At 38.5% G+C, this 15,995-nt stretch carries 6 protein-coding genes and 1 pseudogene; all 7 read right to left on the bottom strand.

All coding sequences use genetic code 11. The annotated features are described in order from the left end of the window. Positions 1-393: 393 nt before the first annotated feature. Positions 394-546 (bottom strand): annotated as a pseudogene (locus VF06_RS28685) (ISAs1 family transposase); the annotation flags it as partial. A gap of 103 nt (positions 547-649) precedes the next feature. Further along, the gene (locus tag VF06_RS28680; RefSeq protein ID WP_099071361.1) at positions 650-4,804 is read right to left on the bottom strand and encodes a non-ribosomal peptide synthetase; all 4,155 of its coding nucleotides are present in this window, start codon (positions 4,802-4,804) and stop codon (positions 650-652) included. 320 nt (positions 4,805-5,124) lie between these two features. Continuing rightward, the gene (locus VF06_RS28675; protein WP_099071360.1) at positions 5,125-12,471 is read right to left on the bottom strand and encodes a non-ribosomal peptide synthetase; all 7,347 of its coding nucleotides are present in this window, start codon (positions 12,469-12,471) and stop codon (positions 5,125-5,127) included. Then, a complete protein-coding gene (locus VF06_RS28670; RefSeq protein ID WP_099071359.1) occupies positions 12,468-12,758 on the bottom strand; it encodes an acyl carrier protein in 291 nt (96 codons plus the stop codon). The genes VF06_RS28675 and VF06_RS28670 overlap by 4 nt, the downstream gene beginning before the upstream one ends. A gap of 53 nt (positions 12,759-12,811) precedes the next feature. Next, positions 12,812-13,369, bottom strand: a complete 558-nt coding sequence (locus VF06_RS28665; RefSeq protein WP_099071358.1) for an FcoT family thioesterase — start codon at positions 13,367-13,369, stop codon at positions 12,812-12,814. Positions 13,370-13,573: 204 nt separating this feature from the next. Beyond that, positions 13,574-14,452 (bottom strand): (3R)-3-[(carboxymethyl)amino]fatty acid oxygenase/decarboxylase, encoded by an 879-nt coding sequence (gene scoE / locus VF06_RS28660; protein WP_180267553.1) that lies wholly within the window; start codon positions 14,450-14,452, stop codon positions 13,574-13,576. Positions 14,453-14,624: 172 nt separating this feature from the next. Next, positions 14,625-15,881, bottom strand: a complete 1,257-nt coding sequence (locus tag VF06_RS28655; RefSeq protein WP_099071357.1) for an MFS transporter — start codon at positions 15,879-15,881, stop codon at positions 14,625-14,627. Between the last annotated feature and the right edge of the window lie 114 nt (positions 15,882-15,995).

The following is a 15,995-nucleotide window of genomic DNA, read 5'->3' as shown; positions in this document are numbered from 1 at the left end:
GGGAAGGGGAAAGGGGGAAGGGGAAAGGTTTTTTAGGGAACTTCAAAAAATAAATTATTCCGGTTCTCGTCGTTGACTGTTGACTGTCAACCGTCAACAATCTTCTGTGGAATATTTTTTTACTTGGAAGTCCTTTATCCTTTCCCCTTTTCCCTTTAAGCTTTACCCAACCTCCACCTAACATTTTTGGGTTGGGAGACTACTAGAGATAAAAACTTTATCTCTCAACAGAATGGCGATCGCAACAACAATAGATACCCTACCAATATCCTGCTACTATTACATAAGTTTTTATCTACTACACAAAATGTGCATCTGTAGGATTGAATGCCAGTTTAATCATTCCATCAGGAGAGAGACGATCGGATGTATACCTGTGGGGTAATTTGGCAGTCAAGGTTTGTTCTCCCAATTGAGTTTATTTTTGATTCCTCGTTTTACACGCTTCTCTTGACCTAAAAGGTTGACCGCAATGTGCCTTATAACTGCAAAATTCTGTGGTGCATTGTCTTTTTTAATTCTACAATCATCTTCTCTTAATGACACACGCGACCAAGCTTTTTTAGTAAGCATGTACTACATTGAGATGCGTTCGCCCTGGCCCCATCTCCCTTGTCTCCCCTACCTCCCTATCTGTTTACAGTAAAAATTACGTTTTAGATTGTAAATCCTGGCTTAGTGTTGTCACGTAGGGGGGATGCATGATGGTAAAGTGGTTGCCGTGTAAGATTTGTGTGTGAGTTGTGTTTGTAGTATATTGACTCCAGTCGGTGCGGGGTAATTGAGGTGTGAGTTGTTGTGCAGCCCACCAGATGCAGATTTGAGCTTTAATTTGAGGTGGTTGATGGTTTTTTAACAGTTTTTGGTGGATTTCCGTTAGTTCTAGTTGTTTTTGAAATATTTCCATTGATACTTCTGATAGTTCTGTTGAAAGTAAATTTTGTGATTTTCCCCAATTCATGATTAATTGCAGACGTTCAATAGCAGTTAAATTCACGAGTTGTTCTCGTAGTTCTTGCTGTTGAAAATCATCTAGGCTCATCAAAGCATCAACAAAAGTCCCACCAAATACTAATGTTAATTCATATAAAGGATCGGGTGTTAAAGTTGGTGTATTATCTGGAAATAAAAACGCATCTACAAGTCCCAGAAAATCAACTTGACATCCTTGTTGTTCTAATTCTTTAGTAATACTAACGGCAATGACTCCACCCATAGACCAACCCATAAGATGATAAGCACCATCAGGTTGATGTTGGCGAATGATTTTGGCGTATTCGACAGCCATATTTTCAATGCTATTATGCTCATCCAGTGAGTTGTTAAGAGCGCGGGACTGGAGAGCGTATACAGGCTGATTCGTTCCTAAACAGTTGGCAAGATGCTGATACACCATGACTTGTCCCCCTGTGGGATGAATACAAAATAATGGTGGTTGAGTTCCCTGTGGTTGAATGGAGACTAAAGATATAGGTGTTGGGGATGCGTGATGATTTTGGATGAGAAAATTTCCTAATTCGGCTACCGTTGGATAGTGAAACAGTGTACTGAGAGGTATATTTGTGTGAAATTTTTGGTTGATTTTGGAGATTAATTGTAGTGCTAAAAATGAGTGTCCGCCTAATGCAAAAAAGTTATCATAAATGCTGATTTGCGGAAGTTTAAATAATTCCGTCCAAGTTGTAATTAATAGTTCTTCTACTTGGTTACGAGGCGGGGTAAAAGTTTTTGTTAATTCTGGTTGCGTACCTTCAGGAATAGGTAGCACTTGACGATTTATTTTACCGTTTGCTGTGAGTGGGAAGGATGGTAACAACATGAAAGTAGAGGGAATCATGTAAGCTGGTAATTTGGTTTGGAGAAAAGAACGTATTTCTTGCGTGGTGATGTTTGACTCTGGTTTGGGAACAATGTAAGCGATTATTTGTTGTGTTTTCTGTAATGTTGTAACTACAACTTCTTTAACGGTGGGATGCTGTTTTAATGTTGCTTCAATTTCACCAAGTTCAATGCGATAACCGTTGATTTTAACTTGAAAATCTTCTCTACCTAAAAATTCAATATTTCCATCGGGTAAATAGCGTCCCAAGTCGCCTGTTTTATATAATTTTTCTTTGGTAACTGGATGAATAATAAAACTAGCATTTGTTTTTTCTTCGTCTTGCCAATAACCTTTTGCTAATCCGATACCGCCAATATATAATTCTCCTGTCACCCAAACAGGACATTTTTTTATAGATGTATTTAAAACATAAATATATTGATTTTTAAGTGGTTTTCCGTAGGGAATACTTTTCCAGTTGGGGTGAACTTGGGTAATTGGATAATAAATTGACCAGATAGAGGCTTCTGTTGCTCCTCCTAAACTAATGATTTCGGCTTGTGGAGATAATGCTTGGATTTGAGCAGGTAAATTTAAGGGTATCCAATCACCACTCAATAAAACTAACCTGAGAGTATTAAATATAACTTGAGGATGATTTAAATTATACTCAATTAACATCTGCATGAAAGCCGGAACTGAGTTCCAAATTGTGATTTGGTGTTTGGTAATTAATTCACTCCAATGAGATGGATCTTTACTATTTGCAGCATCAGGAATGACTATTGTTCCTCCTGCTGCTAAAGTGCCGAAGATGTCGTAAACTGAGAGGTCAAAGCTGAAAGCAGAAATAGCTAAGATGCGATCGCCTGAATCGATCCGAAAGCGTTCGTTAATATCTAAAATCGTGTTGACTGCACTTTCATGGGTAATCATCACGCCTTTGGGTGTTCCTGTAGAACCAGAGGTGTAGATGATATAGGCTAAGTCTGTGGGTTTTGGGCTTTGCTGGTATGGCTGGTGTGATGCTGGAGTTGGTAATGAATCTATACACAAAGTCGGGATGTTCTGTGGATATTCCAGACTATGAACAAGGCTAGTTTCAGTCAGTACCAGTTTGACTTGTGCTTGTTGTAAACAATACCATATACGTTCCTGTGGTAATCCGGGATCGATGGGGACATAGATACCACCAGCAGCAAGGATAGCCAAAGCAGCAACAACCTGTTTCCAACCTTTTTCCATAATTATGGCGATCGCCACCTGAGAACGATCGCCTAATTGTTGTGCTAATTCAGTGACGCGATCGCTTAACTCTTGATAGGTGAGAATGCGATCGCTACTAATTACAGCTTGTTGTTGTGGACGTTGAGATACTTGTTCAAAAAATAAAGTGTGGAGTAAAGCTGTTTGTGGGATTGGTGGATGAGGATGAATTGGGATTGGTGGTAATAATTCTATGGGTTGTGTCCACAATTCATCTTCTTGGGCTAAACGCTCCAGCAAATTGCAGTAAACTGTAAACATTTCATCCAACATCCCCATAGGGAAAAGTGCTTCTACTGCATCCCAATTAAAAATTAAGCTTCCATTATGTTCTGCAACTTGATGTTCTAAGGAAACTTGCGGCGTTTGGCTAATACCATACACCACTTCTCCCAAAAAGTTATATTCTAAATCTCCCTGAGCAAAATTACCCAAACCTAAAACACTACTAAATACTATAGGCATAGCTGCGGTCAATTCTGTTTGCTTTTGACTGAGCAATTTCCGCAGTACTTCTACTCCACTAATATAAATATAATCTAAATCTTGGAGTAATTGTTGCTGGATTTTTAGAGCTAGATTTGTAAATGTATTTGGTGATGAATTATCTATTGCTAAAAGATTTGTATTGGTAAAATCGCCAATGATTTGATTGATTTGGGCATGGAGGGGTAGACGTTCCAGGACAGTTAAATTGAGAGTAAATGAAGGATTTTTACTCCACAAAGTTAAAACTTCTGCAAAAGCAGTTAGTAAAATGATAGAAGGAGTTAAACCCGCTTTTTGACCCCGATGTTTTAATTTTTGCCATATATGGGGTTCTAGTTTTCCAGCATAGCGTTTGAATGTATACTCTTTTAATTCACTAGGAAAACAAGCTAGGGGTAGTTCCGGTGCTGGTGGGAGAGTATCTAAACGATTGAACCAATAAGTTTGCGATCGCTTGATTAATTCTGAGTCTTCGAGAGAATTTTTAGCAATGACGTAATCTCGAAATGATAATTCTAATGGTGGTAATGATAATTCGGGATTTTGATAAATTTGATGCCATTCGTGAAATAAAATCCGAATACTTGCAGCATCTATGAGTAATAAATCCATGCTCAGATGCAGCCTAATTTGTTGTTGATTTAAATAAGTGGCTCGAATATCAAACCAAGGCCATTGGTGTGATGGTAAATTTTGTTGAGATAGTTTTTCGCGGATTGCTATTAATTCAGTTTCGATTTGTGGGGGTTGTAATTCTCGCAAGTCTAAGATGGTAATTTGATAATCGGGAACTTTTTCTAAGATTTGTTGTTCTCCTGTGGGTAATACTATCGCCCTTAGCATATCATGACGCTGAATGAGTTTTTGCCAAGCTGCTGTAAGGCGTGATATGTCTAAATTATTAGTTTCAAATTCTATGTAAACATGGTTGCTGACATGGCTTAATTCAAATACTTGATTGCGTCCCAACCAGTGCGCCTGTTGGATGTCGGTGAGGGGAAATGGTTGGTGAAGTTGCTGAGGATTGGGTTTGATGATTGGTAGGGAGGTTGTTTTGATGTTGTTGAGATTTAGGAGTTTGATAAGTTCTGGTTTATGTTCTTTGAGGGAATCGCGTAGTTCTGGTGTTAATGTTCCTTTTGGTGCTTCGATGTTTAATAGGTTGTTTTCTAGCCAGAGTTTGATTCCTCGTTTTTCGAGTTCGATTAAAAGTTGGTTTTTGTTCATAATGTTTTTCTTCATTTTTAATTAACGAACAGCGATAGCACGGATAATAATATTCACTTGATGATGCAAAAACCCTTTTTAATTATCTTAACTTTGCGTACTTTGCGTACTTTGTGGTTCGTTTATAGCATTTCCTAGTCTCCTAAGAAATCTCTGCGTAACTCTGCGCTTTACTTTGCGTTTCAAAAATTTGTACTTTATTTACAGGAATTTTCAGGTAAATGAACCACACTGTTTTTATCTCACGCAAAGGAAGAAATAAGACTGTAGTATAAATATATGAAAACTGTTGTAAGTGGGAATTGCTATAAATACTACATTTAAATTTGGATGATTTCTTTATCGTCGTCTTGTTCTGTGGATAGGGGGTTGTGTGTAATTTTAGCGATAATTAATTGCTCATCAATGGCTAATGCTAGTTGTTGAATATTTGTTGTTTCCACTAATAATTGGCGCATGGGAATGTTGACTTGGAGTTGAGTTTGTAAGTGATTTTTCAACTGCACGAGTTTGAGTGAGTCTATTCCTAATTCAAAAAAGTTTTGGTGTATTCCTACTGTTTCGATTTGCAGCAGTTGTTGGATGAATTCGGCGATTGTTTTTTCGGTTTGGGTTTGCGGAGGGACTAAGGTTGCTGATTTGGCTGTTGCGAGATTGGGAGTTGGTAAGGCTTTTCTATCTATTTTTCCGTTGGGGGTTAGGGGTAAGGTGTCAATGAAAATATATTCAGCAGGTATCATGTATTGTGGAAGTTTCTGCTGTAAATATTCTCGAAATTGGGTAGTATTTGATTTGGTATTTTTAAGTATTGACCATTGCTGAGAATCTTTTGGATCTATTTTTCCACCAACAAAGTTATAAAGGAGAATTTGATTAGTTTCTAGTTGAAATAAGTCTTGAATTTGGGTAAATTCTAAATAGCCAAGGGGACAAAGACCAATTTCTTGAGTTGGTGCGCTGTTCATGAGTAATTGTCCGATGTGTCCTGCTTCTAAAAGACAGAAGTCTCTAGCGAGTTCTCCATACATCGGTGCGATCGCACTTAGTTTCCCAATCAAATATATCGCAAAAGCGGATTGTTCAAAAAGTACTTGATTCTCACGGTAAATGCTGCTATCTATTTCGTTGGTGTTGTGGAGTAAGATTAAATTGTGGTCGCTGGGATGATAATAATATATTCCTCCTGGAAGGGTTTCGATACTGTTGGGTTTGATGAATAAGTAAGTTTGTACGGGATAAAGACTCCCAGCAGAAGGATAGCGATATTTGGGGAGGGGATAATCACCAAATTGCATTTGCTGGAGACAGTTGAGAAATTTGCTAAATTGTTCTAAGGATATCTGTTGCGGTACAAATTGTCTGTAACTTTGGCGTTGGAGATAAGCTGTTTGCTCAAGTTCAGATTTGGGTAAGTGAATAGTAATTGGCGATGATTCTGATTTGCGGATTCCTGGTTGCTGGAGTTTAAATTCGATGCGTTCTCCAGCATCGCTTAATACTCCTGCTTGTTGAGATGGTTGGTAAGCTTCTGCTAAATTGGGAGTTGGTATATCGCTAATAATATAAGCAACTAATTGTTGTGTTTGTTCGACTGTGGTGACTACTGCTTCTTTGACGGTGGGATGTTGTTTTAATATGGCTTCGATTTCACCAAGTTCAATTCTATAACCGTTGATTTTGACTTGAAAATCTTCTCTTCCTAAAAATTCTATATTCCCATCGGGTAAATAACGTCCCAAGTCGCCTGTTTTATATAATTTTTCTTTGGTAACTGGATGAATAATGAAACTAGCATTTGTTTTTTCTGCGTCTTTCCAGTAACCTTTTGCTAAACCGATACCGCCAATATATAGTTGTCCCGTTACCCAAACAGGAGTTTGCTGCAAATTATGATTTAATACATATACTTGTTGATTAGCGAGTGGTTTGCCGTAAGGAATACTTTTCCAGTTAGGATCTACTTGGTTAATTGGATAGTAAATTGACCAAATTGAGGCTTCTGTTGCTCCTCCTAAACTCACGACTTGGATATTTGTCCACAATTTTTGGATTTGATTTGGTAAATTGAGAGGTAGCCAATCTCCACTCAACAAAGCTAAACGTAGAGATGATGGTTGCGGTTGATTGGCGAGATATTCTACCAACATTTGCATCAAAGCTGGAACTGAGTTCCACAAGGTAATTTGTTGAGATACTATTAACTCTAACCAGTGTGCGGGATCTTTGGTTTGATCTGCTGAGGGAATAACTATCGTTCCTCCCGCCGCTAACATACCGAAGATGTCGTAAACTGAAAGGTCGAAGTTTAATGCTGATAAAGCTAAGATGCGATCGCTCGATTTAACCCCAAAACGTCGATTAATATCCAAAATGGTATTTACCGCACCCCGATGATTGATCGCTACGCCTTTGGGTAAACCCGTAGAACCGGAAGTGTAGATAATGTAAGCTAAATCATCGGGATTTTGGACTAGTTTGATATCTTTCTCATCTTGTGTGAGTTGACTTTCCACACATACTTGTTGAACACCTGATGGCAAAGATAGCTGAAGATGAGGTTGAGTGACAATTAATTTAACTTGTCCTTGGGTGAGTAAATACCATTGTCGTTCTGCTGGTAATTCGGGATCTATGGGAAGATAAGCCGCACCGGCGATTAAAATTCCTAGTACAGCGACAACTTGCTCCCAACCTTTTTCCATGATAATAGCGATTGCATTGTCGGTGCTTGCTCCCAATTCTCGCAGTTGAGATGCTAATTGCAGAGCGCGTTGGTATAATTCCTGATAAGTTAAGGTACGCTCTGGGGTAATGACTGCTGGGGAATCAGCTTGAATTTGCACTTGCTTGATAAACAAACTGTGCAAAGTTTCCTCATAAATATCTGCGGTGGGATAATTTGCAATTGTGCGTTGTACTAATTCTCCCTGACTTGCACTCCAAATTGTATCTGAGGTAATTAATCGTTGAAGCAAATCGCAGTAAGCAGCAAACATCTCATCCAGTAAACCTGCGGGAAAAAGTTCTTCCACCGCATCCCAATTAAATATTAAAGTTCCATTTTGCTCTCTGATTTGATTATCTAACCAAACTTGCGGGGTTTGACTGATACTATAAACAATCTCCCCTAACTGACTTAATATTGATGTATCCTGACCGAGTGATTCTAAACCTAGAGTACTAGTAAATACCACCGGCATAAATTGGTAACTTTGGCGTTGACGGCTAAGTTCTCGCTGTACTTGCAAACCACTCATATAACCGTTATCTAAATCTTGCCACAGTTGTTGCTGTAATTGTTGAGCGTGGTTGCTAAAGCTTTGAGGAATTGAAAAATCGACTTCTAAAAGTGTCAAAGAAGTAAAGTCCCCCACAATCTCATTTACTTGGGGATGTAAAGGTAAACGCTTAAATAATGTGAGATTAATCGTAAATTTGGGATTTCTGCTCCATTGACTGAGGATTTCTGCAAAAGCAGCTAACAAAACTCCCGAAGTAGTTAAGTTAAATTGCTGTGCGCGATGTTGTAATTTGCGCCATTGTTCTGGCGAGAGTTGAGAACTGCGACGTTGAAACCGAGGATTAGCAACTCCATTGGGATTTTTTGCTAAAGGTAATTCGGGTGCTGGTGGTAAGCTATCTAATCGATTAAACCAATATTCTTGAGAACGTTGATATTGGGGTGTATTTTTTAAAGTTGATTCTCCAAGCACATAATCGCGGAAGGAAAGTTGTAAGGATGGTAATACAAATTCAGAATTATTATATAGATGTAACCACTCCCGCATCAGCAAAAACACACTCCAAGCATCAGCAATCAAAGCATCAAAACTGAGGTGGAGTCTGGTACGCTGTTCATCTATAGGTGTAGCTCGAATTCTAAATAAAGGCCATTGTTCCGCAGGTAAAACTTCATGGGACATTTGCTCGCGCATCACCTCTAAATCTTGCAAATCCAAAACTTCGATTTCATAAGCCGGAACTGTTGAGAGAATTTGCTGTTGACCATCTGGTAAAATAACAGCACGCAGCATATCGTGACGCAAAATAAGTTTTTGCCAAGCTTGATTTAATCTTGTTAAATCTAAATGATGGCAATCTAATTCTAAATAACCATGAGCAGCAATATTTCCTAATTCAAAAGCTTCATTACGTCCTAACCAATAAGCTTGTTGAATGTCGGTGAGGGGAAAAGGTTGATATAACTGTTGTGGATTGGGGACAATTGTTGGTAAATTAACTGAAGATTCTGTCTTTGTTGAAGATGTCACTGCTTCACTCAATCCAGCCACCGTAGGAGATGCTAACAAAGAGCGTAACGGTAACTCAATATTTAAGGTTTGTTGTAATCGCGCAATTACTTGAGTCGCTAGTAGAGAATGTCCCCCCAATTCAAAAAAGTTATCGTGAATGCCTACTTGTTTGAGTTTCAAAACAGAGGCGATAATATTAGCGATCGCTTCTTCCGTTGCGGTGCGCGGTGGAACAAAATCTATTTCTCGATGCTGTTCCATATCTGGAATTGGTAAAGCACGCCGATCTATTTTACCGTTGGGTGTTAAAGGTAAAGTTTCCAGAATGGCGATCGCACTGGGAATCATATAATCGGGTAACTTCTGTTTGAGAAAGTTACGCAATTCCTTAGTTGTTAATGACTGTTGGTGAGAAACAACATATCCAACTATAGATTTATTCTCGGTTTGCAGTTCTCGAATTATCACTACTGCTGCTTGAACTTGGGGATGGCTACTCAAAACCGCTTCAATTTCCCCTAGTTCAATTCTAAAACCCCGAATCTTCACTTGATCGTCCATGCGACCGAGTAATTCAATATTACCGTCAGGAAGATAACGCGCTAAATCTCCCGTTTTGTACAAAATAAAGTTGTGGGGAGAATAGGAGATAAATTTTTCTTTGGTTAAATCAGGACGATTGAAATAACCTTGAGCCAAACCAGCACCACCAATATATAATTCACCCGCAACCCCAATGGGAACTAATTGTAAATATCTATCTAAAATATAAACTTGCGTGTTCGCAAATGGACGACCAATAGGAACCAACCCACTTCCTAATTTACCCATCCCCAACTCAAAATATGTGCTATCAATACAAGCTTCCGTTACCCCATAGGAATTAATTAAACGTGTCTGTTCGCCACAAAAACGCTGAAATTCTTGATATTCTTGCACATACAAACTATCGGAACCGACTACCAACAATTTCATAAAGTGGAGATTTTGCTGAGTTCTTTGCAAATACTCAACCAAGTTTCTCAACACAGCAGGAACAAACTCCGCGCTATCAATCTTCTCCACCAACATTAATTTATACAATTTGTCAGGTTCTAAGAGCCACTCACGCGGACATAAAACCAACTTAGCACCACTACAAAGAGTGCGAATTACATCTCCTGAAAACACATCAAAAGCAAAACTCGCCATTTGCAAATGACTAGTCAGAGATGGGATTTGATAAGCTTTTTCCCAAGCATAAAACGCATTTACCAAACTACGATGAGCGATCGCCACTCCTTTAGATTTACCTGTAGAACCTGATGTGTAAATCACGTAGGCTAAATCTTTAAATGTAGTATTAACTACTAAATTTTCTTCACTTTCCTGGGAAATATCTTGCCAATCTTTATCTAAACAAACTACAGTTAAATCCTCTATTGGTAAACTTGCTACTAATTTTTGTTGCGTCAGCAATATCGATACTTGGGAATCACGCAGCATAAAATTCAAGCGTTCTTCGGGATACGCAGGATCTAAAGGTAAATAAGCTCCACCTGCTTTCAGAACTCCCAATAATGCAACAATCATTTCTAGGGAACGTTCAACACAAATTCCCACCAGTTGATTTTCACCTATACCCAATGAACGCAGGTAGTGTGCTAGTTGGTTCGCTTTGCTGTTTAATTGTTGATACGTTAATTGTAGAGACGTTTCATGAAACGTCTCTACATTTGGAAATACCACCGCAACCGCGTTTGGTTGCTGCTTCACACAGTTCTCAAACAACTGATGAATAACTATATCTTGGGGATACTCGACTTGGTTGTTGTTCCACTTACACAACAAATGATTTGCTTCAGCTTCCGTTAGCAGAGGTAAAAAAGCAATTTGTTGTTGGGGATTAGCAATAATCCCTGCGAGTAAAGTTTGAAAATGATTCGCTATCCTGCTAATTGTCGTGGCATCAAATAAATCGGTGTTGTATCTTAAAATACCAATTAATGATTCAATCGTCTCCATCATATCGAAGACTAAATCATTCTGTCCTTCTTGCTGGGGAATCACAAAAGGTTCTAAAGTTAACCCGCCCCAATTTTCTCTGGCTTTAGTTTTATCAGATATAGATAGTTCGTAATCTTTCGCAATTTCACTGAGCTTTAACAAATTAAAAGAAACGCGAAACAAACCAGGAAGACTCGGATCGCGGTTGAGTTGCGATAGCTGCGCTCTCTTCGAGACGCTACGCGAACGCCGAAGGCATCGCTCAATTAGTAAAGTAGAGGGATAATCTTGATGAGCGATCGCATCTAATACAGTCTGGCGGACTTGAGTTAAAAGCTGAGAAAATGTGGGATTACCAGCCAAATTCACCCGCAAAGCCAGCATATTAACGAAAAAACCCACAGTTTCCGCAAATTGCGGCTGACTTCTCCCCTCAATAGGCGCACCCACGATGATATCTTCCTGACCAGACAAGCGGTAAAGCAACACTTGAAAGGCGGTTAACAAAGTCATATAAAGAGTTGCGCCTTGAGCTTTCGCCATTTCTCGTAGTTGAGAAGTCAACTCTTGATTTATTTCAAAAGTATGAGAAGCTCCCCGATAGCTTTGAATTGGTGGTCGCGGTCGGTCTGTTGGTAATTTTAAAATGGGTAACTCACCCGCTAATTGTTCGCGCCAGTAATTCCATAATTCATCCCCCACAGAACTTGCTAAAATATTTCTTTGCCACTGTACAAAGTCTTGATATTGGTACTTAATAGCAGGTAACGATATAACTCGACCTGTATTTTCTGCTTCGTAGAGCAAACGCAACTCATCAAGAATAATTCCCAAGGAAAAACCATCAATCACAATGTGATGTATGGTTAGTAATATTAGATAATTCTCTTCAGAACAAGTAAATAAATTTACCCGCAATAAATTACCTTTTTCCAAATCAAAGGGACGCTGATATGCTGCTATGACTTGGCTTATCAACTCATCTTCATTTTTAGCTGAAGCGTCAATATTTTCAAAATCAACTTCTTGGTATTCATGAACCTCTTGAAAAGGTTCGCCATCCTTTTGTGCAAATGTTGTGCGGAGAGTCGGATGACGATTTACTAACTGTTGAAACGCTTGTTGTAAAGCCGGAATATTTAAATGAGAGCAAATACGAGCCGTAAAAGCCACATTATAAGCTGCACTTGTGGGTGCAAGTTTATACAAAAACCATAAACCTTGCTGACCATAAGTCAGAGGATAAGATTTAGAAATATGAAAACCTTGGCGCAGCAAATCGATAATTTCTGTTTTATGCTGCTTAATTTGATTTAAAACTGTAGAAGTTAATCCTTCTTTGCGACCGCGATAACGCAGTTTATCATCTTCAACCCACAATTCTATATTCTGTTGCGAGAGTTGTGTGAGAAACTCAACTAAATTCATAATTCTCCTTCCAACCACTCATCGTCATCTATTTTTGATTCAGCATTTGCACTCAATTCATTGACTAATATTGCCAAACTTGCAACATTAGTATCCTCTAAAAACTTGACTGCTGGAACATCTACTGACAACTCTTTTCTAAACTTATTTCTCAGTTTGACAGCAATTAATGAATCCAATCCCAAATAATTTAAAGACATTTTCACATCCAAATCAGATGTCTCTATCCCAATTACCTGAGCTATTTCTTCTTGAATATAAGCTGTAAAAAATGCAATTTTAGACATACTATCCCAGCAAAATATTGCGTTCTCTTCTTTGCGCCTCTGCGTGAAAAAATCTATCCCGGAGAATTCACAATCACCAACTTCACACTACCACTGCAATTACCACCTTTATCATCCCAATAACGACAGTTAGTAACTATATACATCATCCCCGACCTGAGCCGAATATTAGTAAACTCAATTTCACCCCAAAACTGAGAAGACTGCATAGCACGGCGAAAAGAACTTTCAAAATTTACAATATAAATATCTGGTAACTGTTTATTCCAATAATCTGTCATAGTCCAAGACTGAAATGATGCCATCAGTCTTTCTTTCACAGATTTAGCTATGACATAATACATCATTTGGTTATAGCAAATATTGAATTCCACTGAATTAAAATGACCAGTGTCATCGATATAACATGATTCTGGAATCGAGAACTCACATCGTCCGATTACACGTCCCCCATGCTGAGGATCTCCCTCTTTAATTACTTCAGCAGATTTGAGATAGTGACAATTAGCTTTATAAGGTTTGAGGACTTGTGTTAGTAAGATATCATCATTATTGATGTGGATGCTATTTTGTTTGACGCTTTGTTGACTTGAATCTTGAAATTTTAACATGATATTTTATCCTGATTAAATGACCAATAATTATGAGCAGGTTATAAACCTCTAGATTAGACTTTTTGCAAATATTTTGGCGTTGTTGAGTATTCGTTTTAAAAGCTGACGCAAAGGCGCATTCGTTGAAAACGTTCCCGAAGGGTAGGCGCAAAGAAGAATGAGAAAATGAGGGCTAAATTGAGCAGTGAGAATGCAATTGTTCTATATTTGATAAAATGGATAGCTATCGTGTAGGGTTAATCGAAATGTGACGGCTGGTTCAGAATTTGCAGCATAGTGAGCGCAATGAACTAAAGAGCGATTATCCCAAATCCGCACATCTCCTAATTCAAATTCATGATGTTCGATTAATGGATATTGAAAAGTTTTGTCTAATTGGCCGGAATGAGTCAACAATTTTTGGAGAATATTTATATCTTGGGGTTTTCCCTCTAAATCATCTATGCGATAAGTGAACCCTTCGCTAATGTAGAGGATGGGTTCTCCTGTAATGGGATGAATAAAGGTTGTTGGATGTTTTACGGGAGGAGTAACTCGTTCAATTTCGTCCAAGATTTCTGAAATTGGACGATAAACATCTTCGGGACGAATTTTAAAAAAACGTCTGACACTGTGATAAGAACTCGATTGATTGGCGATCGCTTTCAGGTCATCTGGTAAACTTTGATATACTTTGGACATATTAATAAAGTAAGTGCCACGCTCCTTACTAGGAAGAATCTGAGGATATACCATTGAAAACGCAAATGGCCTCGGCATAAATGCATAATCAGCGTGCCAAAATTTACCAGTCTTCGGAACTCCAACTTGCTGACCATTTTCAGCAACATTAGAGGAAACAAAAATCTCTTCCCTTTCGGGATGGTGATACATTGGTTGATAGTATTTCTCTACCTCCCCAAGACGATATCCAAAATCACAATACTCATCAGGTGATAAATCTTGCTCTTTGAGTACAACAATTTTGTATTCATATATCAGTTGCTTCAAATCCTCAATATCTTGCTCTGAAGCAGTTTTATGATTAAATTCATAAACAACAACTCCCATTCGCTGATTGTCTTGATATTGAACTTTCATAGTTTTCTCGCTTGCTATAAGTAGGTCGGCTTGAATATTTATTATTGAAGATCCCCCTAATACCGTTTCTTGATAAAGCTGCGCTAAACTCTCTCAAACTCTTACCTTGGCGTACTTGGCGTACTTGGCGGTTCGTTAAAAAAATAAAATGCATCTTCATACAGAATTGGTATTAACTAATCTTACGAACTGATGAATTCGCCGCCAAAGAAAGACTTGTAATCAACATAATGCTACCCGCAACAGTAAACATAATTGTCAGATTTAAATTCACTAAAATACCAGCCAAAGCAAAGGAAATAGGAGCAATACCAAAAGCAGAAAACATTCCCAAGCTCATCACTCTTCCTAACATTTCGGGTTTAGTTTGTTTCTGAATCCAAGTAATTCCCACCACAGTAAAAATACAACTGCAAAATCCCAGCACTGCAATTGTCATACTAGCTAGTGTTATATTGCCAATAAAGCCAAGTAAAAATAAACCAAAGCCTTGAACACTGGCAATAGTTAACAGTAAAACTCCGATGTTAGGAAGATTTGGCACAAATTGAGGTGTGAGTGTTCCTATTAACCCACCACCACCCCAAGCTGATTGCATAATTCCTAAAGCTACTGCACCACCTGGAAAGCGACTATGAGCTAGTGAAGTCATCCCAACTTGTAATGGCCCAATAAATAGAAAATTGAGAATTACCATTACCAGCAAAAAGATTCTCAAAGGCTGATTGCGCCATGCGTAGTAAAATCCCTCACGCATACCAGCAATCAAACTCATAGTTTTTTTAGTTGAAGCAGAATTTTGATTTAATTCCCCATGCAATGCTGTTGCTTTTGCTGTTGTTTCCTTCATCAGCAAAAGCGTGATAGTTGTGATAGCAAAAGTTATCCCATCAATTACAAATGCTACTTCAATACCAGCAGTTGCAATCAGCAAACCACCCAAAGCTGGCCCAATTAGCAAAATCAGTTGGGAAGTTCCTTGGCTTAAAGTATTACTTGCTATTAACTGTTCCTTTGATACCAGACTAGGAATAATCGATTTAGATGCAGGTATAAAAAAGCCATCAAATATGCCGAAGCTAGCAGCAAAAAAGTAAATATGCCATAGTTGAGTCATTTTAAGCGCAACGATTGTTGCAAATAAAACGACTAGTAAACCACGCAAAGCATTAGCAACAAACATTACTAATCGCGGTGAAAAGCGATCGCTCACCACACCACCAACCAGCATCAAAACAGCACGGGGAACTGCTGCACTCATTAACATAGTACCCAACACGATCCCAGAGTTAGTTAACTGTATTGTTAACCAAGGCAATGCAACGATATAAAACTGGTCACCTAAAAGCGAAACAGTTTCACCAATGTACAAAAGTAAAAAGTTGCGTACAGTTAGCGGTTTCCAAAGCGGAATTTTAGAATTAGTCATTAGTCATTTGTCATTAGTCATTTGTCATTGGTCATTTCTTCCTCTACTCCCCTGCTTTGCGCTCCTCTGCGTTTACCTTTGCGCTCCTTTGCGTTTAAAAATAAACCTAAACAT

Origin of the sequence: Nostoc linckia z4, assembly GCF_002608075.1 — a bacterium.
Lineage (GTDB): Bacteria > Cyanobacteriota > Cyanobacteriia > Cyanobacteriales > Nostocaceae > Nostoc > Nostoc linckia.
Note: the sequence above shows the minus strand (reverse complement) of the source record. Positions and strands in the feature narration are given on the sequence as shown.